The sequence below is a fragment of the Reyranella sp. genome (assembly GCF_004297405.1).
Taxonomy (GTDB): Bacteria; Pseudomonadota; Alphaproteobacteria; order Reyranellales; family Reyranellaceae; genus Reyranella.
In genome coordinates this window covers 58,523-79,748 of the sequence record NZ_SCVC01000029.1, presented here as the reverse complement: position 1 = coordinate 79,748, position 21,226 = coordinate 58,523, and the positions used below count along the sequence as shown (strand labels likewise).

Here is a 21,226-nt window from a genome sequence, read left to right as displayed (position 1 = left end):
GCCGCTGGCGACCAGCTTCTCGTTGATGTCCGGCATGGCCGCAGCCTCACCGATCGCCCGGCTCATCTTGTTGACGATGGCAGGGTTAGTCCCTCGCGGCGCCAGGATGCCGTACCAGGCATCGCCGCCCATCTTGCCGTAGCCCTGCTCCTTCAGGGTCGGGATATCGAGTCGGCCCGGCCAGCGCTTCTCGCTGGCAATGGCGAAGCACTTCAGGCGGCCGGCTGCGATGTGCGGCAGGGTCGTCGGATCGAACTGGACCTGTATCTGGCCCGACAGCAGGTCGTTGGTCGCCGGCGCGCTTCCCTTGTAGGGCACATGAACCATCTTCACGCCGGCCTCGATGTTGAAGATCTCGCCATAGAGCTGGGTGATCGTGGCGAGCCCCGCCGACCCGAAGTTGATCTTGCCGGGATTGGCCTTGGCGTAGGTGATGAACTCCTGGAGGTTGTTGGACGGCACCTGCGGGCTGATCCCCATGCCGATCCAGGATGTCGCGTGCCGCGCCACCGGAACAAAGTCGGCTGCAGGATCGTAAGGCAGCGGCTGCAGATGCTGCGTGATGCAGACCATCGCTGTCGTCGTCATGAGGAACGTATAGCCGTCGGGCACCGTGTTCTTGACGTGCTCGGCGCCGATCGCGCCGCTGGCGCCGCCCTTGTTATCGAACAGGATGCTCTGGCCCAGGATCGAGCTCGCCCGCTCCAGCACGATCCGCGTCGTGACGTCGGACGGACCACCTGGCGGGTAAGGGATGACGACGCGGATCTGCCGTGTCGGCCATTCACTCTGCGCAGAGACGATAGCAGGCGCAGCAAGCAGCCCCGCTACCGACATTGAGACGAATGGACGGCGCCCAATCTTCTGCTTGCCCATGGCGTTTTCTCCCGGAGGCTCGTTTTGCCCCGGAGCATACACTGGCAGGCGTCAGTCGCGCACCGTCATGTCTACGGTCCGCGCCTTGTGGGCATAGATGTCGATCTTCGCCCACATGCGGGCAACTGCGATGGCGTCAGCCTCGGCCTCGGTCGTGAAGGGTCCGTGCCAGGCCATGGTCTCGGTTACCGGCTTGTTCCAGTTGGCGCGCCGGTTCTCGATGGCATACTCGGCTTCGAACACGAACCACATGACGCGCTCCTTCAGGCGGCTTCCTTGTCGTTACCCTCGCCCACCCTTGCGGCAAGCGACGCGGCCATGAACTCGTCGAGATCGCCGTCGAGCACCTTCTGCGGGTCGGAGCGTTCGACGTTGGTGCGCAGGTCCTTCACCATCTGATAGGGCTGCAGCACATACGACCGGATCTGATGGCCCCAGCCGATATCGGTCTTGCTTGCCTCCGCCTCCAGCCGCTCGGCTTCACGCTTCTGCAGCTCGACCTCGTAGAGGCGCGCTTTCAGCATCTGCATGGCCTTGGCGCGGTTCTGGTGCTGCGAGCGTTCCTGCTGGACGGCAACGGCGATGCCGGTCGGGATGTGCGTGATGCGCACCGCCGAGTCGGTCTTGTTGACGTGCTGGCCGCCTGCGCCTGAAGCGCGATAAGTGTCGACGCGCAGGTCCTTGTCGAGAATCTCGATCTCGATGTTGTCGTCGACCTCGGGATAGACCCAGACGCTGGCAAAGGATGTCTGCCGGCGGGCGTTGCCGTCGAACGGCGAGATGCGCACCAGCCGATGCACGCCCGACTCCGTCTTCAGCCAACCGTAGGCATTCGGCCCTTCAACCTTGAAGGCGCAGGATTTGATGCCCGCCTCTTCGCCCGCGCTCTCCTCGAGCCAGCTCACCTTGTAGCCGCGGCGCTCGGCCCAGCGTGTGTACATGCGCGCCAGCATCTCAGCCCAGTCCTGGGCCTCGGTGCCACCGGCGCCGGCGTTGAGTTCGACATAGGCGTTGTTGGGATCGGCTTCGCCGGACAGCAGCGTCTCGAGACGCGCTGTCGCCGCCTCCGAGCGCGCCTCGCCGAGCGCCTTCTCGGCGTCGGCAATCATCGCCTCGTCCTTCTCGGCCTCGGCCATTTCGATCAGGCCGACATTGTCGTCGATCGATGCGCGCAGGCGCTTGATGGTGGCGATGGCGCCCTCCAGCCGCGTGCGCTCGCGCATCACGGCCTGGGCCTCCTTGGGGTCGTTCCAGAGCGCCGGATCCTCGGCGCGCGCGTTCAGCTCATCCAGACGTACGACTGCTCGGTCGTAGTCAAAGACGCCTCCTGAGGAGTGTCAGCGACTCCTCTATTTCGGTCACCATGGCCTGAGCTTCGGCGCGCATCGTCACTCCTCAAATGGACCGCGGGCCAAGCGGCCCGCATTTACGCACGGGCCCTGAGGCCCGTGGTCCAAAGATCAATAGGTTTCGCCGGTGCCCGAGAGACCCGGACGCCGGGCGCCACCCGCCTGCTGCGGGCCCGCGGTGGGGTCTATAGCGGAATAAGGGGCCGACCCGTCAAGCGGTGAGACTTGATAACCTTCCGAGCCCGGCTCGGTGCCTGGCTTGAAGACTTCGTCGATCGTGCCGCCCTCGTACGAGAACTTCACCATGCGCAGGCCCGGCGGGACGCGGAACGGCGTCGGTGGCTTGCCCTTGAAGATCTCCTTGGCAATCGCTTCGTAGATCGGCGCCGCGTTGCCGCCACCGGTCTCCTGCGAGCCCAGGGTGCGCGGCTCGTCGAAGCCGATGTAGACGCCGACGGTGATGTCCGGCGTGGAGCCCAGGAACCAGTTGTCGTGCGCGTCGTTGGTCGTGCCGGTCTTGCCGGCGATCGGCCGGCCCAGCGCCGCCAGCCGCCCGGCCGTGCCGCGCGTCGTGACGCCCTGCATCATGCTGACGACCTGATAGACCGACGCGGGATCGTGGAACGGCTTGCGGCCGTCGATCAGTTCTGGCGCGGCCGGCGCGCCACCGCTCGCCGCCTCGCCGCAGCCGCGGCAGGTGCGCGGTTCGTGGCGGTAGATCGTGCGGCCATCGCGGTCCTGCACGCGATCAACTAGCGACGGCGTGATCTCCAGCGCGCCATTGGCCAGCATCGCATAGGCCATGGTCATGCGCAGGAGCGTGGTCTCGCCCGCGCCCAGCGCCATCGGCAGATAGGCACCCATATTGTCGGTGACGCCGAATTCCTTGGCGACCTCAACGATCTTCTTCATGCCGACCTGCTGGGCCATGCGGACGGTCATGAGGTTGCGCGAGAGTTCGAGACCGCGACGCACGGTCGTGGGGCCGAGCATGTCGCCGCCGTAGTTCTTCGGCGTCCACAGCGGCTGGCCATAACCCGGGTCGTAGACGAAGGGCGCATCGAGCACGATGCTGGCGGGCGAGAAGCCCGAATCCATTGCCGCGAGATAGACGAAAGGCTTGAACGCCGAGCCCGGCTGGCGGGCGGCCTGGACGGCGCGATTGAACTGGCTGCGGCCGTAAGCCCAGCCGCCGGACATCGCGAGCACGCGCCCGGTCTGCGTATCCATCACCACAACGCCGCCTTCAACGTTGGGCACCTGGCGCAGTGCGTAAGTCCTCGGCGGATAAGGCTTGGCGTTCTGCCCGGCCGGTTTCTCGACCTTCTCGACGACGATCACGTCGCCCACGGCCACGACATCGCGCGGCCCGCGCGGGGCGCCGCCGACGTTCTGGTCCTTGAGGGTCGGGCGCGCCCAAGTCATTTCGGCGAAAGGCACCGTGCCTTCACCGTCGCCGGGAAGACCAACGATCTGGACCGATTGCGCGTCGACCTTGTTCACGACGGCAAGTTGCCAGCTGGTCGGACCCAGCAGCGGCCGACGCTGGGCGATGCGGGCGAATTCTTCTTCCCAGACACTCATGTCAGGAATCTTGGCGTAGGCGCCGCGCCAGCCGTGGCGGCGGTCATAGCTGATCAGCCCATCACGCAGGGCAGTATCGGCCACGGCCTGGATGGACGGATCGAGCGTCGTACTGACGGTCAGGCCGCTTTCGTAGAGGCTCTTCTCGCCATAGGCAGCCATCAGGTTGCGGCGCACTTCCTCGGCGAAGAAATCGGCATTCGCGGTCTCGGTATTGCTGCGGCGGCGATACTGCAGCTTCTCGGCGCGCGCCGTCTGCGCTTCTGCCGCTGTGATGTAGCCGTCCTCGGTCATGCGGTTCAGCACATAGTCGCGCCGCGAGTAGGCTTCCTTCTCGTTGCGCACGATGTTGTAGCGGTTCGGCGCCTTGGGCAGCGCCGCGAGATACGCGATCTCCGACAGCGAAAGCTCGCCCAACGAGCGGTCGAAATAGTTCAGCGCAGCCTGCGCCACGCCATAGTTGCCCGAGCCCAGGTAGATTTCGTTGAGATAGAGCTCGAGGATGCGCTCCTTCGAGTAGGTCTCCTCGATGCGGAAAGCGAGGATCGCCTCGCGGATCTTGCGCGCCAGGGTCGCCTGATTGGTCAGCAGGAAGTTCTTGGCGACCTGCTGCGTCAGGCCGGAGGCGCCTTCGGGCCGCTTGCCGGGGTTGGCGACGTTGGCCACGACGGCGCGCAGCACGCCGATCACGTCAATGCCGGGGTGGCTGAAGAAGCGCTGATCCTCGGCGGCAACGAAGGCTTCGAGGACGCGCTTGGGCATCGCCGCGACCGGCACGTAGACGCGCTTTTCGCGGGCATACTCGGCAAGCAGGCGCCCGTCGGCGGCATAAAGGCGGGAGGTGATGGCCGGCTGGTAGTCAGCAAGCTGCTTGTGGTCCGGCAATCCATGACTGAAATGCCAGAACAGGCCCGCCACCGTGCCGGTACCTACGATCAATGCGGCCGTTGCGAAGGCCAGCGCCACTTTTATGAAATTGAGCACACTCATCTTCTACTAGTCTTTCCTCCCCCGCGCAGCAGGGGGAGAAACGGAAGGTGCCCCGGACTTAAGCCTTTCTTGTGGCGACTCCTGCCCCAAAATAGGCATCGACCGATGCGCGCAGGGCTCGTGCCAAAGAAATCTGGTGTTGGCGCACCGTCAGCAGCTTTTCGTCCTGAGGGTTGGAGAGGTAACCCAGCTCGACCAGCGCCGCCGGGATTTCGGCCGAGGTCAGGACGGCGAAACCTGCTTGGCGGTGGGTGCGCGGCAGCAGCCGCACACCGTTCTTGGCGAACGTGGCCACGATCGTTTCGGCCAGCCGGCGTGATTCGTTGACCGTGCCGCGCTGGCTCATGGCGACCAGGGTTTGGGCGACGTTGTCGGATTTGTCAGCCAGCCGCATGCCCGACACGACGGCATCGGCGCGGTTCTCACGCGCGGCGAGTGCTGCCGCCTCGCGATCGCTGGCATCCTCGGACAGCGTGTAGACCGAAGCGCCGCGTACATCGGAATTGTCATGCGAATCGGCATGAAGCGACAGGAACAGATCGGCCTTGGCTGCTTGGGCACGGGCAACGCGCTCGCGCAGCGCAACATAACTGTCGCCGGTACGGGTCAACAGAACACGGTAGCGGCCCCCCGCCTGCAGCTCGCGCTGCACCTCGCGGGCGATGGTGAAGACGACCTTCTTTTCCTGGGTGCCACGGGATCCGATGGCGCCGGGGTCCTTGCCGCCGTGGCCAGGGTCGAGGACGACCAGTTTCGGCCTCGGCTTGGCGAGCGGCGGCGTCGGCTTGGCCACCGACTTGCGGTTCTGCTGGCGCTTCGATTTCTTGGACGGACCTGCCCATGCATCGCCCATGCCGAGGCCAAAGGCGGTCAGCCCGGCCAGGACGGCAAGCAGCTCGCGGCGACGGAAGGTGGACATGGCGGACGCCAGAAAATTAGAAGGAACGGCAATTATTCTTTGGAATATCTTAAACTAGATACACAAGAAGCGCGAATATTTCAAGTATTCTCAATTGCTTAAAGGTGAAAACTCGTGCGACGCAATGTTTTGATTGTCGCTCAGTTTCGAACCCCGTATGTTGCGGATGCGAGCAGTCGCCGTCGTTCGTAGCGCCCCTCTCCCTCGGGAGGCTTGGAGTGCTCCGACGGCAGTCTCCGGGCCGGGCCGGGCTGGCGCCCCTACAGAGAATGGGCGCGGTGGGTCTGAGTCGGGATTGTCAGGCAGGCGGTGGCTATCAGGAACCTCGAGGTCGGCAGGATCCAGTTGTGATCCGGCGGCGCGTAGCTTCCCCGTCTTGGCCTGAGTTGGCCGTTCGACGGGTCGATGACGCACCGTCCCCCTCGCACCAGTGAGGCGGCTAGGCCGCCGGTCGCTCGCACCGGTTGGGATCGAACGCCTCGGAGCGAGCCCATGGCAAGGCGCATGCTCATCGATGCGAGTCACCCGGAAGAGACCCGGGTCGTCGTCGTCGATGGAACACGACTCGAAGAATTCGATTTCGAAACCTCGACCCGCAAGCCCCTCAAGGGCAATATCTACCTGGCGAAGGTCATCCGCATCGAACCGTCGCTGCAGGCGGCGTTCGTGGAATATGGCGGCAACCGCCACGGCTTCCTCGCCTTCTCCGAAATTCATCCCGACTACTATCAAATCCCTGTCGCAGACCGCGAACGGCTGATCGCCGAGCAGCAGCGCCTGCACGCCGAGGCCGAGGATGAAGAGCCACGCCGGCGCAATCGGATCGATCGCACCGACATCGAAGAGGTCCGCGAGGACAATCGCGAGGCAGCGGCCGCCGCCGAGGGCGAACAGGCCGCCCCCGCCGAGGCTGTCGCCGAAGCACCGGCAGCCGAAGCCGCCCCGGCAGAGCCTGCCAGCGAGCAGCCTGCGGCTGAAACGGCCCCTGTGGAAACCGCAGCCACTGAACCGGCTCCCGTTGAACCCGTTGCCGTCGAAGCGGCTGCCGTCGAACCGGCTCCCGTCGAACTGACTCCCATCGAATCGGCGCCGGCCAGCGAGCCTGAGCCGCAGGCCCAGGCAGCCGAAATCCCCGTCGAACGCATCGACGGCCCGGTTCATCACGAAGCTGCCGAAACGCCGGCTGCCGTCGCCGAGACAGTGATCGAAGCCGAAGCAGTCGTCGTATCCGAGAACGGCGAGCCCTCTTCCGAGCCCACACATGCCGAGACGTCGACCGATCCCTCGGAAGCGCCGCAGCCCGACGTCACGGTCGAGACGCTGGGTGGCGACGAGGTCGTCGAGGAGCGCGAGACGCGCGAGCGCCGCCGCCGCAACCCGATCCGCCAGTACAAGATCCAGGAAGTCATCAAGCGCCGGCAGATCCTGCTGGTCCAGGTCGTCAAGGAAGAGCGCGGCAACAAGGGCGCAGCACTGACCACGTACCTGTCGCTGGCCGGCCGCTACTGCGTGCTGATGCCCAACGCCGGTCGTGGCGGCGGCATCTCGCGCAAGATCTCCAACCCCGCCGATCGCAAGCGCATGAAGGAGATCCTGGCCGAGCTCGACGTGCCGCAGGGCATGGGCGTGATCCTGCGTACCGCCGGCCTCGAGCGCAGTACGATCGATATCAAGCGCGACTACGAATACCTGTCGCGTCTCTGGGATTCGATCCGCGAGCTCACGATGCGCTCGACGGCGCCGGCGCTGATCTACGAGGAAGGCGACCTCATCAAGCGTTCGCTGCGCGACGTCTACGACACCGACATCGCCCAGGTGCTGGTCGAGGGCGAGGCCGGCTTCCAGGCCGCGTCCGAGTTCATGCGCCAGCTCGTGCCGCATCAGGCCAATAAGGTCGAGCTCTACAAGGAGCCGATCCCCCTCTTCCACCGCTACCAGGTGGAGAACCAGTTCGACGCCATGCATTCGCCGACGGTGCAGTTGCGCTCCGGCGGTTACATCGTGATCAACCCGACCGAGGCGCTGGTCGCCATCGACGTCAACTCGGGCCGCTCGACCAAGGAGCGCAACATCGAGGAGACGGCGGTCAGGACCAACATCGAGGCGGCCGAGGAAATTGCCCGCCAAGTCCGCCTGCGCGACCTCGCCGGCCTGATCGTGATCGACTTCATCGACATGGAGGAGACGCGCCACCAGCGTCAGGTCGAGCACAAGGTGAAGGATGCGATGCGCAACGACCGCGCCCGCATCCAGATCGGCCGCATCTCTGCCTTTGGCCTGCTCGAGATGTCGCGCCAGCGGCTCCGGCCCAGCCTGCTCGAGCACTCTACCGAAATCTGCCCGCATTGCGCCGGCACCGGCCGCGTCCGCTCGATCGAGTCCGCCGCGCTGCATGCTTTGCGTGCCATCGAAGAAGAAGGCGTGCGTCGGCGGGCGAGCGAAATCCTGGTCAGCCTGCCACCGAACGTGGCGCTCTACCTGCTCAACCAGAAGCGACACACGATCAGCGAGATCGAGAACCGCTACAACTTCCACGTCACGATCGAGGCCGACGACGAGTTGCATGCGGCGGACTGCGAGATCGAGCGCGTGCGTTCGCGTCGCGAAGATCGCAGCGATCGTCCGGCCCAGGAGCTGGCGCGAGCCACCTACGAGGAAACCTCGGGTGAAGCCGCCCCGGCCGACCACGAAGACGAGACCGAGAGCCGTGGCGACAGCGAGGATCGCGGCGAGGAGCGCAGCGCCGACGATGAAAATGGTCGCGGTCGTGGCCGCCGCCGCCGTCGTCGTCGTCGCGGTCGTCGCGATGGTGAGGGCGAGGAGTCCGATCGTCCGCGCGTTGCCGGCGAAGAAGGCGCCAGCGACGAACCACGCGACGATGCTTCCCGCGAGAGCGACGCCGACGAGAGTGACGCGCCGGAGGGTGATGCCGACCGGGGCGATAGCGAACGGGGTGATACTGAACGGGCTGACGGCGAGCAGGCCGAAGGCGCACGCAACGGCGACGCAACTGACGACGAACGCGGTGGTGATCGCCGCCGCCGTCGCGGCCGCCGCGGTGGCCGCCGCCGTCGTCGCGAAAACGGTGAAGCCGAGCCGGGTGACTTCCCGCAGCACGAGCAGAGCGCCAATGGCGAGGATGCACCCGCGACGGATGCACCAGCGACGCAGGAGGGACCTGCTTCGGAGTTCCCGCCTGCAACCACGGCGCACGAGCCGGCGCATGTCGATGCCGCGCCGATGGAACTCGCGCCCTTCGATCCAGGTCCGCCGGTGAATGTCGAGGCGGCAGAGCCACCACCTCCTCCTCCGCCACCGCCGCCGCCCGCTCCGGAGCCTGTCGCGGTGACGCCGGTCATGGTCGCAGCTCCGCAGCCTGAGCCTGAGCCCACTCCCGCGCCGCCCCCGGTCCCCGTGATCGACGCGCCGCCGGAAAAGCCCAAGCGCGGATGGTGGCGCCGCTAAAGCACGGCAAGCGCCGTCGCTGAGGCGGCGCTACCCGCAGTGAGAAACGCGCAACTGGAGTTGCGCGCGTCGAGCGACGACAATCTTCGCCATGATTGATCGTCGTCGCTTCCTTCTGGCCAGCACGGCCGCGCTGTCGATCGGCGGCGCGGCGAAAGCCGACAGCTTTCCCAACGGCCCCTTCCGCATCATCGTTCCTTTCGGTCCCGGCTCGGCGACCGACCAGAGCGCGCGTAACGTCGCCGAAGGGTTGAATCGCGCCTTCGGGGTCGCCGCCGTCGTCGAGAACAAGCCCGGCGCCAATGGCGCGATCGCGGCCGAAGTCGCGGCCAAGGCCAAGCCCGATGGGCAGACGATCTTCGTCTGCTCCAACACCGCGGCGGCTTCCAACGTCGCGATGATGAAGTCCCTGCCCTACGATCCGCTGAAGGACTTCGATCCCGTCACGATCATCGGCCGCGCGCCGGTGTTCATGATCGTCAATTCCGAGGTTGAGGCGAAGACGGCGCCCGAGTTCGCGGCGCTGTGCAAGCGCCACCCCGGCAAGATCAACTTCGGTTCGGGCAGCGCTTCGACCCGCATCTCGGGCGAACTGTTCAAGGCCAAGGCCGGGGTCGACATGGTGCATGTGCCTTACAAGAGCACACCCGCGGCGCTGCAGGACCTGATGGCAGGCCACGTACAAATGTGTTTCGCCGATCCGGTGACCAGCCTGCCGCAGGTCAAGGCGGGTACGGTACGCTGCCTCGGCGTCGGCAGCCGCGGGCGCTACAAGCTCACGCCCGATATCCCGACCCTGATCGAGCAAGGCATTCCCGATTTCGAGCTGATGACCTGGACCGGCATCCTGTTGCCCCACGGAGTACCCCAGCCCATCCAGGCAAAGCTGCGCGAGGCGATGATCAAGGCGATCACCGACCCGGCCTATGTCGAACGCCAGGCCCAGGGCGGTTCGGAGATATCCCCCTCGAGCCCCGAGGAAATGCGCCAGATCATGGTGGCGGAGATCCAGCTCTACAGGGACATGATGAAGGTCGCCGGCATCGAACCGGAATAGTACCAGCGGCGCCTATGCACATTTGTTCCAGAACGGATCAATCCAGCGCTGGCGGCAGGTCCGTCTCCTGATAGGCAAGGAGCATGACGACCGCGCGCATATCTGACCTTGCCTGGCCGGAAGCCGCCCGCCTGGCGGCGTTGCGTCAGTACGAGATCCTCGACACACCCGCCGATCCCACCTTCGACGCCATCACCCGGCTGGCCGCCCGGATCTGCGGAACTCCGAAGGCCGCCTTCGGGCTGATCGACCGGGAGCGTGTGTGGTTCAAATCGGAGGTCGGCCTCGGCGTATCGGAAATACCGCGCGATCTCGCCTTCTGCGACCGAACCATTCGTAGCGACGGGCTGTGCATCGTGCGCGACGCCACACTCGACCCGACATTTCGCGACAGTCCGCTGGTCACTGGCCCACTGCAGGTGCGTTTTTATGCCGGAGTTCCGGTGCGCTGCGGCGATGGCCTGCCGATCGGTACGCTCTCCATCCTCGACCGTGAACCGCGCGAGTTGGAGCCGTTCCAGACGGAAGCATTGATCGATCTGGCGCGACAGCTCACCGAGTTGTTTGAGCTGGGCCTTGTCCGCCGTGGCCTGCGGACGACCCTCGATCGCGTAGCCGGCGGCGTCTTCACTGTCGATCATGATTTCCGCGTCACCTTCGCCAATGGTGAAGCGAGCCGATTGCTGGGCGATACACAGGAGAGCATCGCCAGCCCTGCGCTGTCAGGCGGCCTGCATAAGGCCATGCGCGAAGGTGTTCGGCATCGCTTCGAGGCGTTCCATGAACCCGGCGACCGCTGGCTAGAGGTCACGGCAGAGCCTTTGGACGACGGGCTCACCGCTCATGTCAGCGATATCACCGGCCGCAAGCGTGAGGAGTTGCAACAGCGAGCGAGCAATCGCGTCCTTCGGCTGATTGCACTCGGTGGTGCACTGACCACCATCCTGCGCGCCTGCGCCCGCTCCATCAGCGACGTGTCGCCCGGACAGCGCGCTTCGATCCTTCTGGTCGATCCCGACACGGCGCGGCTGAAGCTTGGCGCCGCGCCGCATCTGCCGCTTTCGTTCATCTCGGTCCTCGACGGACTCGCCATCGGCCCGACCGCGGCCTGCTGCGGCACCGCCGTTCACAGGCGCGAGCTCACCGTTGCAACCAGCATCGGCGACAGTCCACTTTGGGCAGGCTTGCACTCTGTTGCGGCCAGCCACGGGTTGCGCGCCTGCTGGTCGATGCCGATCCTGCACTCCGACGGCTCCGTCGTGGCCGCCTTCGCGGTCTATCGCGACACTGCGAAAGGCCCAACCGAAGCTGACATCGCTCTGCTCGACCACTTCGTCAAGCTGGCGGCCCTCGGTATCGAACACGTCCGCCGCGAGGAAGCGCTGCGTGAAAGCGAACGCCGCGCGCTGCAACTCGCCGAAAATGTCGACGAGATATTCTGGATCGCGACCGTTCACGACAATCGCGTGCTCTACGTCAACTCCGCCTACGAGAAGATCTCGGGCCGACGCTGCGAAGATCTCTATCGAAGTTTGAATGCGCTGATCGACGCCATCCATCCCGAGGATCGCGCCAGGATCGAGCTTCCCGCGACACGTTTCCCGAACGGATCACATCTAAACGAGTATCGTCTGATACGGCCCGACGGCGCGGTGCGCTGGATCGAGGACCGGAGCTTCCCGGTGCACGACAACCAAGGCCGGTTAATACGGCTGGTCGGCATTGCCAAGGACGTCACCGACGCCAAGAACGCCGAATGCAGATTGCGCGAGAGCGAAGAGCGTCTAAGCATCGTCGCCCAGACCACGGCCGATGTCGTCTGGGATTGGAATTTATCCAGTGACATGATTCGCTGGAATGACGGTTTGAAACTGCACTTCAAACACGAATTCGGTCCCGACGCGCCGTCGGCGAGCTGGAAGAACCATATCCACCCCGACGATCGCGAGCGCGTCGTCGCCGGGATTTACGCCGTGATCAATGGCCCGATCAATGACTGGCAGGACGAGTATCGCTTTCTGTGCGGCGATGGCTCCTCGATCGTGGTGATCGACCGCGGTCGCGTCATCCGCGACGATGCCGGCAAGCCGCTGCGCATGGTCGGCTCGATGATCGATGTCACGCAACAGCGCCATCTCGAAGAACAGCTCCGCCAGTCGCAACGCCTCGATGCCGTCGGCAAGCTGACCGGCGGCGTCGCTCATGACTTCAACAACATCCTGATGGTGATCGCAGCCAACGTGGAGGCGCTCCAGGAGGAGATCGTCGATCGTTCGGTCGCCGAACGGCTGGATCGTATCGGTGGCGCTGCGCGGCGTGCCGCCGACCTGACACGGCAGCTCCTCGCCTTCTCGCGCAAGCAGACATTGCGGCCGCAGATCACCGACCTCAACGAGCTGATCACCGTCACCGGCAGCCTCCTGCACCGCACCCTCGGCGGCGAAATCGACATCGACATGCGGCTGGCCGACGGGCTCGGGCACACCAGCGTCGATCGCAGCCAGTTCGAGACCGCCCTGGTCAACCTCTGCATCAACGCCCGCGACGCCATGCCGGCCGGCGGCCGGCTGGTGATCGAGACCGGCAACGTCAGCTTCGGCCGGGGCAATGAAGGCGACATCGCCCCGGGCGACTACGTGATGCTTTCGGTGACGGACAGCGGCACCGGCATGCCGGCCGACGTCGCCTCGCGCGCTTTCGATCCCTTCTTCACGACCAAAGATGTCGGCAAGGGCAGCGGGCTCGGCCTCTCCATGGTCCATGGCTTCGTTCATCAGTCGAAGGGCCACGTCGACATCAAGTCCCAGGTCGGCTGGGGGACAACCGTTCGCATCTATCTACCGAAGGTCGAAGGCACCAGCGAACAGCTTGCTGCACAGCGTGAAGCTACGCCGCATGGCAAGGAACGAATTCTCCTGGTCGAGGACAATGACGAGGTGCGCTTCCACGTCTCGGCCATGCTCGCCAGCCTGGGTTACGAGGTCACCAGCGCCGCCAGCGGTCGTGAGGCGCTGGAGCTGTTGGATCGCGTCGGCGAAGTCGACCTTCTGTTCACCGACGTTGTCATGCCTGGCGGTATGAACGGCCGCGAGGTTGCTGAAGAAGTACGCCGCGCCCGCCCCGGCCTCCGGGTGTTGTTCACCTCGGGCTATGCCGAGGGTGCTCTACAGAATGACGGCCGCCTCGAATCCGGCGTATTGCTGCTGCCCAAGCCCTATCGCAAGCGCGACCTCGCCCAGAAAGTACGCGAAGCCCTATCGGCTCCCCCGGGCGCCGTTCCTGGCCCTGCGTCCACGCGGCAGGAGCCCGCCGGCAAGCTGAATCTGGTTACTTTGAGGTAGCTGGTCATCGCCTGCGAATATCGTTATATCTTATTAAGCATAACGAATATTCGACGCCCGAGGCGACATTGGACACCGCGACCGCCGCTGGACATCTGCAGGCTCTTGGCAATCCGACCCGTCTCAGGATCTACGAAATCCTGGTGCGTGCTGGCGAGGACGGGCTGACGGTCGGGCGGGTGCAGTCCATGCTCTGCATCAATGCCTCCACTCTCTCGCATCACCTCAAGACCTTGACCTCGGCTGGGCTCGTCACGCAGACGCGTGACGCCACCAAGTTGATCTGTCGGGCCGATGACCAGGTGATGCACGGCCTCTTCCACCACCTGACGCGCCGACTTGCCGCCTAGTTGGCGGCAGACGCTCGTGTCAGATCGAGGATCGTGCGGCCCATCTCCGCCATGGAGCTGCGTGGCAAGGAGAACGACAGGATGGCGGCCCCGACTTCCACGGTCAGCACGCCGCGATCATTCTCCTCGACGCCCAGCGAAACGCCATGCAAGGGCAATGGCTGAGCCTGAAAGGTCTCGCTGAAGGCTGCAAATCGGCCATTCACGGCCGCTTTACCGCCAAGGACCAGCAGGAGCGTCACGAGATGCTGGAGGTCGACTGTCGGAAAGGAAAGTTCGACGGGACCATCTTGTTCCGTCTCAACCCGAAGCAGGATCGCACTGCCATCCGATGTCACATCGCCGGTGACGTAGGAAACCTGCTGCAGCTCTCGCAGATCGAACTTCCCCGGCATTGTGGCCCCGCTAGGTGGTGCTTTTCCGACGTTGTATCCATATATATACAACGTAGCGCAAAAATCACACCAGCCCGGAGAGCCCCATGGCACACGAGAAGCAGTTCTACATCGACGGCAAATGGGTGGATCCGGTGAAGCCGGCATTGCTCGACGTCATCGATCCCTCGACGGAGGAGGCCTATACGCAGATCGCCGTCGGCAGTGCCGCCGACGTCGACCGCGCGGTGGCCGCGGCTCGTACTGCTTTCACCTCCTACTCCCGCACGACACGCAAGGAACGGCTCGAACTGCTGCGCGCCATCCTGGCCGAATACAACAAGCGCCGCAGCGATGTGGGCGATGCGATCTCCCGAGAGATGGGTGCACCGCTGCAGTTCGCGCGCGATATCCAGGCCGGCCGCGGCACCGCTCATCTGGAGCGCATGATCTCCGTGCTCGAGACCTATCCGTTCGAGACGGTCGAGGGCACGACCCTGATCGCGCGCGAGCCGATCGGCGTCTGCGGCCTCATCACGCCGTGGAACTGGCCGACCAACCAGATCGCCTGCAAAGTGCTCCCTGCCCTGGCCGCCGGCTGCACCATGGTGCTGAAGCCTTCTGAGGAAGCGCCGATCGACGCCATCATCTGGACCGAGATCATGCATGCCGCCGGCACGCCCAAGGGCGTCTACAACATGGTCCAAGGCACGGGCACTGTCGTCGGCCAGGCCATGTCGAACCATCCCGACATCGACATGATGTCGTTTACCGGCTCGACGCGCGCTGGCATCCGCGTGGCACAGGCTGCAGCGCTGACGGTGAAGCGCGTTGCGCAGGAGCTGGGTGGCAAGTCAGCCAACATCCTTCTGCCCGACGTCGACTTCCAGACCGCCGTCACCAAGGGCATCAACAGCATGATGGTGAACTCGGGCCAGTCCTGCACCGCGCCCAGCCGCATGTTCGTACCGCAGGAACGGCATGACGAGGTCAAGGCGATCGCCAAGGCAGCGGCCGAGCGCTTCGTGGTCGGCGATCCGCGCAACCCCGAGACCCGGCTGGGCCCGGTCGTGAACGCGACGCAGTACGAAAAGATCCAGCGCCTCATCCAGGCTGGTATCGACGAGGGTGCGGAACTCGTCACCGGCGGCCCCGGCCGGCCGGAGAACCTGAACCGTGGCTTCTACGTGCGGCCGACCGTCTTCGCGAACGTCACCAACGACATGACCATCGCCCGCGAAGAGATCTTCGGGCCGGTCATCACCATCCTGCCCTACAAGAGCGAGGAAGAGGTCATCCGCCTCGCCAACGATACGATCTATGGGCTAGCCGCCTATGTGCAGGGTGCCAACCTCGACCATGCCCGCAAGGTTGCCTCGCAAATGCGCGCCGGCAACGTGCATGTGAACTATCCGATGGGCGACACCGCCGCGCCCTTCGGTGGATACAAGCAATCGGGCAATGGCCGTGAATACGGCAAGTGGGGCCTCGAAGAGTTCCTCGAGACCAAGGCCGTGATCGGCTATCAGGCCGCCTGAGCCTGCTGGTTACATCTTGGGCCGGCCCGATTTACTCGGGTCGGCCTGCCACGCCGCCAGTACGCGCAGCGAATCGATGATGTGATAGAACGAGCTCGCCGGCGCGGGCTCGTCGATCCACTCCCCCTCGCCAGTCAGCTTGTCTCGCCACAAACCGCCGACGGGCGTCTGCAGGAAGCACAGCAACGACCGCGCCCCTGCTGCAGCATCGGCGAGATAGCTCAAGCGTGTCGCCGCGTCCGTCTCCGAGCGTGCCAGGATGATCGCGGCCTTCAGCCATTCGGCCTGTGCCCAGAGCCGTGCCTTGGGATCGTTCACGACCATCTCGTCCGTCAACTCGAAGACTGCGACGCCGCGCTTCGCATCGATCCCGTGATCCGCACCGATGCGATAGAGACGCCGCGCGACTTTGCGGACATCATCACGGCCACGCGAGAGCGCCCAGCGCTCCAGCAAGCCCGCCCATTCGAACTGATGCCCCGGCCAGACCAGGCGTCCCATATCACCTGCCGCCGGCGCCCAGGAGGAGTCGAAATATTCGAGCAGGATGCCACGATCCTTGGTGATGAAACGCGCAAGGCAGAGCTCGGCCAGTTCATCGGCCAGGCGAGACCAGCGCGGATCGGACGAGATTTCCTCCCAGGCCAATGCCGTTTCGAAAAGATGCATGTGCGGATCGGACTGGTAGACGGCATCGTCCACGAAGCCGGTGAACCCACCCGCATGACCTCGCCGCTCGCTGAGCAAGCGCTCCAAAAGCTGTTCGGCGACCGGCACCAGTTCCGGCGTCCGGTTCTCAACCCCATGGGCAGTCGCCATGGCCAGGAGCGCAAAGGCTTGCTCGTAGAGGTAAGGCGCTGCTTCGGCCGGCTTTCCGTCGACGGTCAGGGCGTTGCAGAACAGGCCGTCCGGCCGCCGATACCGCCCCAGGAAGTAGTCCAGACCGTGGGTCATGGCTTCGTGCGCCGGTCCGCTCCAGCCCATGTCCCGCGCCACGGCATAGGTGAAGATCTGCCGCGCCTGCACCCGCGCCCGGCGATCGGCGATGATTGGCTCGCCAGCGTGGTCGATGGCCTCGTGGAAGCCACCTCCCGTCTTGTCGGCGCCGACGCTCCACCAGATCGGCAGAGCATCGTTCATCAACCACTGCAGCAGACGCCCCCGGAGGAGGCCGAGATCGCCTTCGACGTCGTTCATTCTTCCATCCATTTACGGCCTACTGCCGATTCTCGGACGGACTATGCCCCATACAGGGCACTATTGCAGGGCCTACGAGGCCGCAGCCTCTGAGCCGGAGGACCATCCAGCCCAGAGGTTATGTCACACGTAATGCGCTTAGGCGGTCTTGATCCAGACCGCCTTGACGTTGAGGTACTCTTCGAGGTGCTGCTTGCCGCTTTCACGGCCATAGCCGCTCATCTTGTAGCCGCCGAAGGGTACGGCCGGGTCCATCGCCTGGTAGCAGTTGACCCATACCGAGCCCGCACGGATGGCCTTGGCCAGGCGATGAGCCTTGCTGACGTCGCGGGTCCACACACCGCTGCCGAGACCGAAGGTCGTGGCGTTGCCGCGCTGGATCACTTCGTCGATGTCGGTGAAAGGGATCGCCGAGATCACCGGCCCGAAGATCTCTTCCTGAGCGATCCGCATGTCGTCGCGCACGTCGGCGAATACCGTCGGTGGCACGAAGTAGCCCTTCTGGTAGTCGCCGTCGGTCAGCCGCTCGCCGCCGCTCAGCCGCTTCGCCCCTTCCTGCCGGCCGATGCTGAGATAGTCGGTGACGCGATCGAGCTGCTCGGAAGAGACGAGTGGACCGACCTGGGTTTCCGGATTAACGCCATTGCCGACCTTCAGGTTCTTGGCGAACCGGGCCACTTTGTCGGTGAACTCCTCGTACACCTTCTTCTCGACGAAGAGCCGCGTTCCGGCGCTGCAGATCTGACCGGAGTTGGCGAACACCGCCATGCTGGCGCCAGGTACCGCGGCGTCGAGGTCCGCGTCGGCAAAGACGATGTCCGGCGACTTGCCGCCCAGTTCCAGCGACACGCGCTTGAGATTGCCGGCCGACGCCTGGACGATCTTCTGGCCGGTGACATGCGAGCCCGTGAAGGCGACCTTGTCGACGTCGGGGTGCGATGACAAGGCGGCGCCCGCCGTCTCGCCGAATCCTGGCACGACATTGACGACACCGGGCGGCACACCGGCTTCCAGGCAAAGCTCGCCCAGTCGCAACGAGGTGAGCGGCGCTTCTTCCGCCGGCTTCAGCACGACGGTGCAGCCCGTGGCCAGCGCCGGGCCGATCTTCCAGATGGTCGCCGTGAGCGGGCCGTTCCAGGGAATGATGGCGCCGACCACGCCAACCGGCTCCTTCAAGGTGTAGGAGAAGATCTCCCCGACCAGCGAGTTCTCGATGGTCTCGCCATGCAAGGAGGTCGCCATCCCGGCGTAGTAGCGCAGCATGCCGACAGCACGCTGCCGGTTGTTGCGTGTACGGGAAATGGGGGCACCCATGTCGAACGTGTCGAGCGCCGCCAGTTCTTCGATATGCTGCTCGACCAGATCGGCGAGCTTGAGCAGCAGCAACTGCCGCTCCGCCGGCTTCCATTTGCTCCACGGCCCATTGAAGGCCTTGCGGGCGGCAGCCACCGCCCGGTCGATGTCCTCGCGATCACCTTCTGCGACCCGGGCGAGCAATTCGCCGGTCGCCGGGTTGCGGCTTTCAAACGTCTTGCCCGATGCGGCCGCTACCCAGCGGCCATCGATCAGCATCAGCTTCACTTTGCCATCGATATAGGCTGGGCGCTGGGCAACGCCCTTCTCAACTACAGTCATTGATTCTCTCCTCTCAGAGCATTGCGGCGACGGCTTTCACCTCGGTGTAGAGCTCGATCGCCTCGTAACCCATTTCGCGGCCCCAGCCGGATTGCTTGTAGCCACCGAACGGCAGCGCCACGTCGTTGAAGTTATGGACGTTGATCCAGACCGAGCCGGCCTTGAGCTTGCGCGCAAGCTTGTGAGCAACGCCGATATCGCGGGTCCAGATGCTCGCCGCCAACCCGTACTCAGTCGCATTGCCCTGGCGGGCAATACGCTCGAGATCGTCGTCGTTGAAGGGCATGGCGCAGACGACCGGTCCGAAAATCTCCTCCCGGACGACCTTCATCGTGGGTGTCGTCTTGGTCAGCACGGTGGGTTCGATGAAATAGCCCTCATTGCCATGCCGCCGGCCGCCGGTGATGGCTTCGGCGCCCTGCTCCTTGCCTGACGCGAGATAGCCGGTGACCCGTTGGAATTGCTCCTCGGAGACCAGCGGACCCACGCGCGTCGTCGGGTCGAGGCCTGGGCCGATCTTGAGCTTCTGAGCTTCGTCGGACAGGCCGGCCATCATCTTGTCGAACAGGCGTTCGTGCACGAAGAGGCGCGAGCCTGCCGTGCAGCACTGGCCCATGTTGAAGAAGATACCGGTCGCCGCCCCCGGAATGGCCACCGAGAGATCGGCATCGGGAAACACGAAGGACGGCGACTTGCCACCGAGCTCCAGGCTCACCTTCTTGAGGTTCCCCGCAGCGGCCTGAACGATCAGCTTGCCGACCTCTGTCGACCCGGTGAAGGCCACCTTGTCGACATCGGGATGAGCCGCCAACGCAGCGCCCGGCGTGCCGTCGCCCGTCACGATGTTCACCACACCGGGCGGAAAGCCCGCCTCCATGATCAACTCGCCGAGGCGAATAGCCGAAAGCGGTGTCTGCTCGGCCGGCTTCAGCACGATGGTGCAGCCTGCCGTGAGGGCCGGCGCGATCTTCCAGACGGCCATCATCAGCGGGAAATTCCAGGGGATGATCTGGCCAACCACGCCGACCGGCTCGCGCATCGAATAGGCATGCCATTCGCCGGGCGCGGACAGCGGAATGCTCTGGCCGGTGATCTTGGTCGCCCAACCGGCCATGTAGCGCAGAAGTTCGCAGGAGAACGGCAGGTCGACCATCTTGGCGTCGCTGACCGGCTTGCCATTGTCGATGCTCTCGATTTCGGCCAGCTCGGTGGCGTGCTTTTCGAGCAGGTCGGCCAGCCGCCAGACGATCTTTCCGCGCTCCGTCGGCTTCACCTTGCCCCAGGGTCCGTCGTCGAAAGCCTTGCGTGCGGCTTTCACGGCGAGATCAATATCGGCCGCTCCCCCGTCCGCGACCGCCGCGATCTGGCCGCCCGTGGCGGGATCGAATACCGGGAAGGTCTTGCCGCCCTTGGCGACGACCCACTTGCCATCGATCAGAAGCTTGTGGGGCTTGGAAATGAAAGCGGAAGCAGCGGCGCCGAGGCGCCCGACATTGGCTGAAACGTCCATGTTTTCCTCCTGATTTCAGCAAACTCTTCTTCGTTATATTTAATTGAATATAACGAGCGGTTTGCCAGCCGTCACGGCCAATCCACCGAGGTCAAGACCGCTCCGGCCAGGCCCCACAGCATCTGGTTTTGACGGGCCGCCTATCGCATAATTGCATCATCATGGGACGCACGCTGACCAAGCCAGCCACCAAGGCCACCGAGAAGACCTCATTGCATCTGCGGATCGACTTCGGTGGAGAGCGATCAATCGGACCCGGCAAAATCCGCCTGCTCGAGCTGATCAACGAGACCGGCTCGATCTCTGCGGCCGGCCGCGCCCTGGAGATGTCCTACCGTCAGGCGTGGCTGTTGATCGACGAACTCAACAAGATGTTTCGTGAGCCGGTCGTCACGGCCCAGACGGGCGGCGGCGGCGGCGGCGGTGCCGTGGTCACCGAAACCGGCAACGACATCGTCCGGCTCTACCGCGAGATGGAACGTCGCGCCTATGGCGCCTCGACGCCGGAAATGCGCTCGCTCGCCCGCCTGTTGACGCCTCCGGCCGACAAGCTGCACTAGCAGCGGACCCGGCTCAAACCCGGCCGCCGCTTGCGCCAGCTCTCGTTATATCTTACTGGATATAGCGTCTTTCACGAGCACGGGTATCTCGCCATGGAAATCGTCGGCAAGGCTCTGACCACCTGCCAGGTTGATCCCACGGGCGACTCGTTTCGCATCGTCATGGAAGACGCCGACGGCCGCCCCGCCTCGGTCGTGTTGCCGACCGATTGCCTGCGTGCGCTGCTGATGACCTTGCCTAACGTCATCGAGCAGGCCCTGAAGGCGCGCTACCGCGACGATACGTTGAAGGTCGTCTACCCGATGGGCGGTTTCTCCCTGCAGGCGGCGGCCGGCAGCGATAGCCGGATCCTCACCATGACGACGCCGGACGGCTTCAAGGTGTCCTTTGCCCTGTCGCCCGAAGATGCCGGAGGGCTGGCCATGTCCTTGGTCGACATCGATGTCGATCAGCCGCGTGCAGCCTTCAACTAGGCCTTGG

At 64.7% G+C, this 21,226-nt stretch carries 16 protein-coding genes; 7 read left to right on the top strand and 9 right to left on the bottom strand.

The features are described from left to right. The 5 genes from EPO50_RS17495 to EPO50_RS17475 all read right to left on the bottom strand — a co-directional run. Positions 1 to 876 (bottom strand): tripartite tricarboxylate transporter substrate binding protein (locus EPO50_RS17495; RefSeq protein WP_296346282.1); only part of this gene is annotated, 876 nt, incomplete at its 3' end. Positions 877 to 927: 51 nt separating this feature from the next. Continuing rightward, complete coding sequence (locus EPO50_RS17490) at positions 928 to 1,128, bottom strand: hypothetical protein (protein WP_296346281.1); 201 nt, start codon at positions 1,126 to 1,128, stop codon at positions 928 to 930. An 11-nt stretch (positions 1,129 to 1,139) separates the two neighbouring features. Beyond that, positions 1,140 to 2,262 (bottom strand): peptide chain release factor 2 gene (gene prfB, locus EPO50_RS17485; protein ID WP_296346280.1). Its coding sequence is split into 2 segments (ribosomal slippage): positions 1,140 to 2,192 and positions 2,194 to 2,262, totalling 1,122 coding nucleotides; the frame shifts between segments, so codons are not numbered across the junction. Between the two features lie 74 nt (positions 2,263 to 2,336). Further along, positions 2,337 to 4,799: a penicillin-binding protein 1A gene (locus EPO50_RS17480; RefSeq protein WP_296346279.1), complete on the bottom strand. Its 2,463-nt coding sequence runs from the start codon at positions 4,797 to 4,799 to the stop codon at positions 2,337 to 2,339. Between the two features lie 58 nt (positions 4,800 to 4,857). Then, on the bottom strand, positions 4,858 to 5,718 hold the full coding sequence (locus EPO50_RS17475; RefSeq protein WP_296346278.1) for an N-acetylmuramoyl-L-alanine amidase: 861 nt from the start codon (positions 5,716 to 5,718) through the stop codon (positions 4,858 to 4,860). A 492-nt stretch (positions 5,719 to 6,210) separates the two neighbouring features. On the opposite strand from EPO50_RS17475, the gene EPO50_RS17470 reads away from it, so the two are divergent. The 4 genes from EPO50_RS17470 (at position 6,211) to EPO50_RS17455 (ending at position 13,931) form a co-directional block, all read left to right on the top strand. Further along, positions 6,211 to 9,183, top strand: a complete 2,973-nt coding sequence (locus EPO50_RS17470) for a ribonuclease E/G (RefSeq protein WP_296346277.1) — start codon at positions 6,211 to 6,213, stop codon at positions 9,181 to 9,183. Positions 9,184 to 9,274: 91 nt separating this feature from the next. Further along, the gene (locus tag EPO50_RS17465; protein WP_296346276.1) at positions 9,275 to 10,240 is read left to right on the top strand and encodes a tripartite tricarboxylate transporter substrate binding protein; all 966 of its coding nucleotides are present in this window, start codon (positions 9,275 to 9,277) and stop codon (positions 10,238 to 10,240) included. An 83-nt stretch (positions 10,241 to 10,323) separates the two neighbouring features. Then, positions 10,324 to 13,581: a PAS domain-containing protein gene (locus EPO50_RS17460; RefSeq protein WP_296346275.1), complete on the top strand. Its 3,258-nt coding sequence runs from the start codon at positions 10,324 to 10,326 to the stop codon at positions 13,579 to 13,581. A 68-nt stretch (positions 13,582 to 13,649) separates the two neighbouring features. Next, positions 13,650 to 13,931 carry a helix-turn-helix transcriptional regulator gene (locus EPO50_RS17455; protein WP_296346274.1) on the top strand — a complete coding sequence of 94 codons (282 nt, stop codon included), beginning with the start codon at positions 13,650 to 13,652 and terminating at the stop codon, positions 13,929 to 13,931. On the opposite strand, the gene EPO50_RS17450 is transcribed toward EPO50_RS17455, so the two are convergent. Next, positions 13,928 to 14,326, bottom strand: a complete 399-nt coding sequence (locus EPO50_RS17450) for a hypothetical protein (protein WP_296346273.1) — start codon at positions 14,324 to 14,326, stop codon at positions 13,928 to 13,930. The genes EPO50_RS17455 and EPO50_RS17450 overlap by 4 nt on opposite strands. An 86-nt stretch (positions 14,327 to 14,412) precedes the next feature. Between EPO50_RS17450 and EPO50_RS17445 the strand changes: the two genes are divergently transcribed. Continuing rightward, the gene (locus EPO50_RS17445; protein WP_296346272.1) at positions 14,413 to 15,843 is read left to right on the top strand and encodes an aldehyde dehydrogenase family protein; all 1,431 of its coding nucleotides are present in this window, start codon (positions 14,413 to 14,415) and stop codon (positions 15,841 to 15,843) included. Positions 15,844 to 15,852: 9 nt separating this feature from the next. Here the strand turns inward: EPO50_RS17445 and EPO50_RS17440 are convergent, their stop codons facing one another. From EPO50_RS17440 to EPO50_RS17430, 3 genes are all read right to left on the bottom strand, one after another. Beyond that, on the bottom strand, positions 15,853 to 17,040 hold the full coding sequence (locus EPO50_RS17440; protein WP_296346271.1) for an AGE family epimerase/isomerase: 1,188 nt from the start codon (positions 17,038 to 17,040) through the stop codon (positions 15,853 to 15,855). A 138-nt stretch (positions 17,041 to 17,178) separates the two neighbouring features. Further along, complete coding sequence (locus tag EPO50_RS17435) at positions 17,179 to 18,612, bottom strand: aldehyde dehydrogenase family protein (protein WP_296346285.1); 1,434 nt, start codon at positions 18,610 to 18,612, stop codon at positions 17,179 to 17,181. 76 nt (positions 18,613 to 18,688) lie between these two features. Beyond that, positions 18,689 to 20,185 (bottom strand): aldehyde dehydrogenase family protein, encoded by a 1,497-nt coding sequence (locus EPO50_RS17430; protein WP_296346270.1) that lies wholly within the window; start codon positions 20,183 to 20,185, stop codon positions 18,689 to 18,691. A 161-nt stretch (positions 20,186 to 20,346) separates the two neighbouring features. On the opposite strand from EPO50_RS17430, the gene EPO50_RS17425 reads away from it, so the two are divergent. Together EPO50_RS17425 and EPO50_RS17420 are read left to right on the top strand one after the other, a co-directional pair. Then, positions 20,347 to 20,745 (top strand): winged helix-turn-helix domain-containing protein, encoded by a 399-nt coding sequence (locus tag EPO50_RS17425; protein ID WP_296346269.1) that lies wholly within the window; start codon positions 20,347 to 20,349, stop codon positions 20,743 to 20,745. 93 nt (positions 20,746 to 20,838) lie between these two features. Then, positions 20,839 to 21,219, top strand: a complete 381-nt coding sequence (locus EPO50_RS17420; protein ID WP_296346268.1) for a hypothetical protein — start codon at positions 20,839 to 20,841, stop codon at positions 21,217 to 21,219. The last annotated feature ends 7 nt before the right edge of the window (positions 21,220 to 21,226 follow it).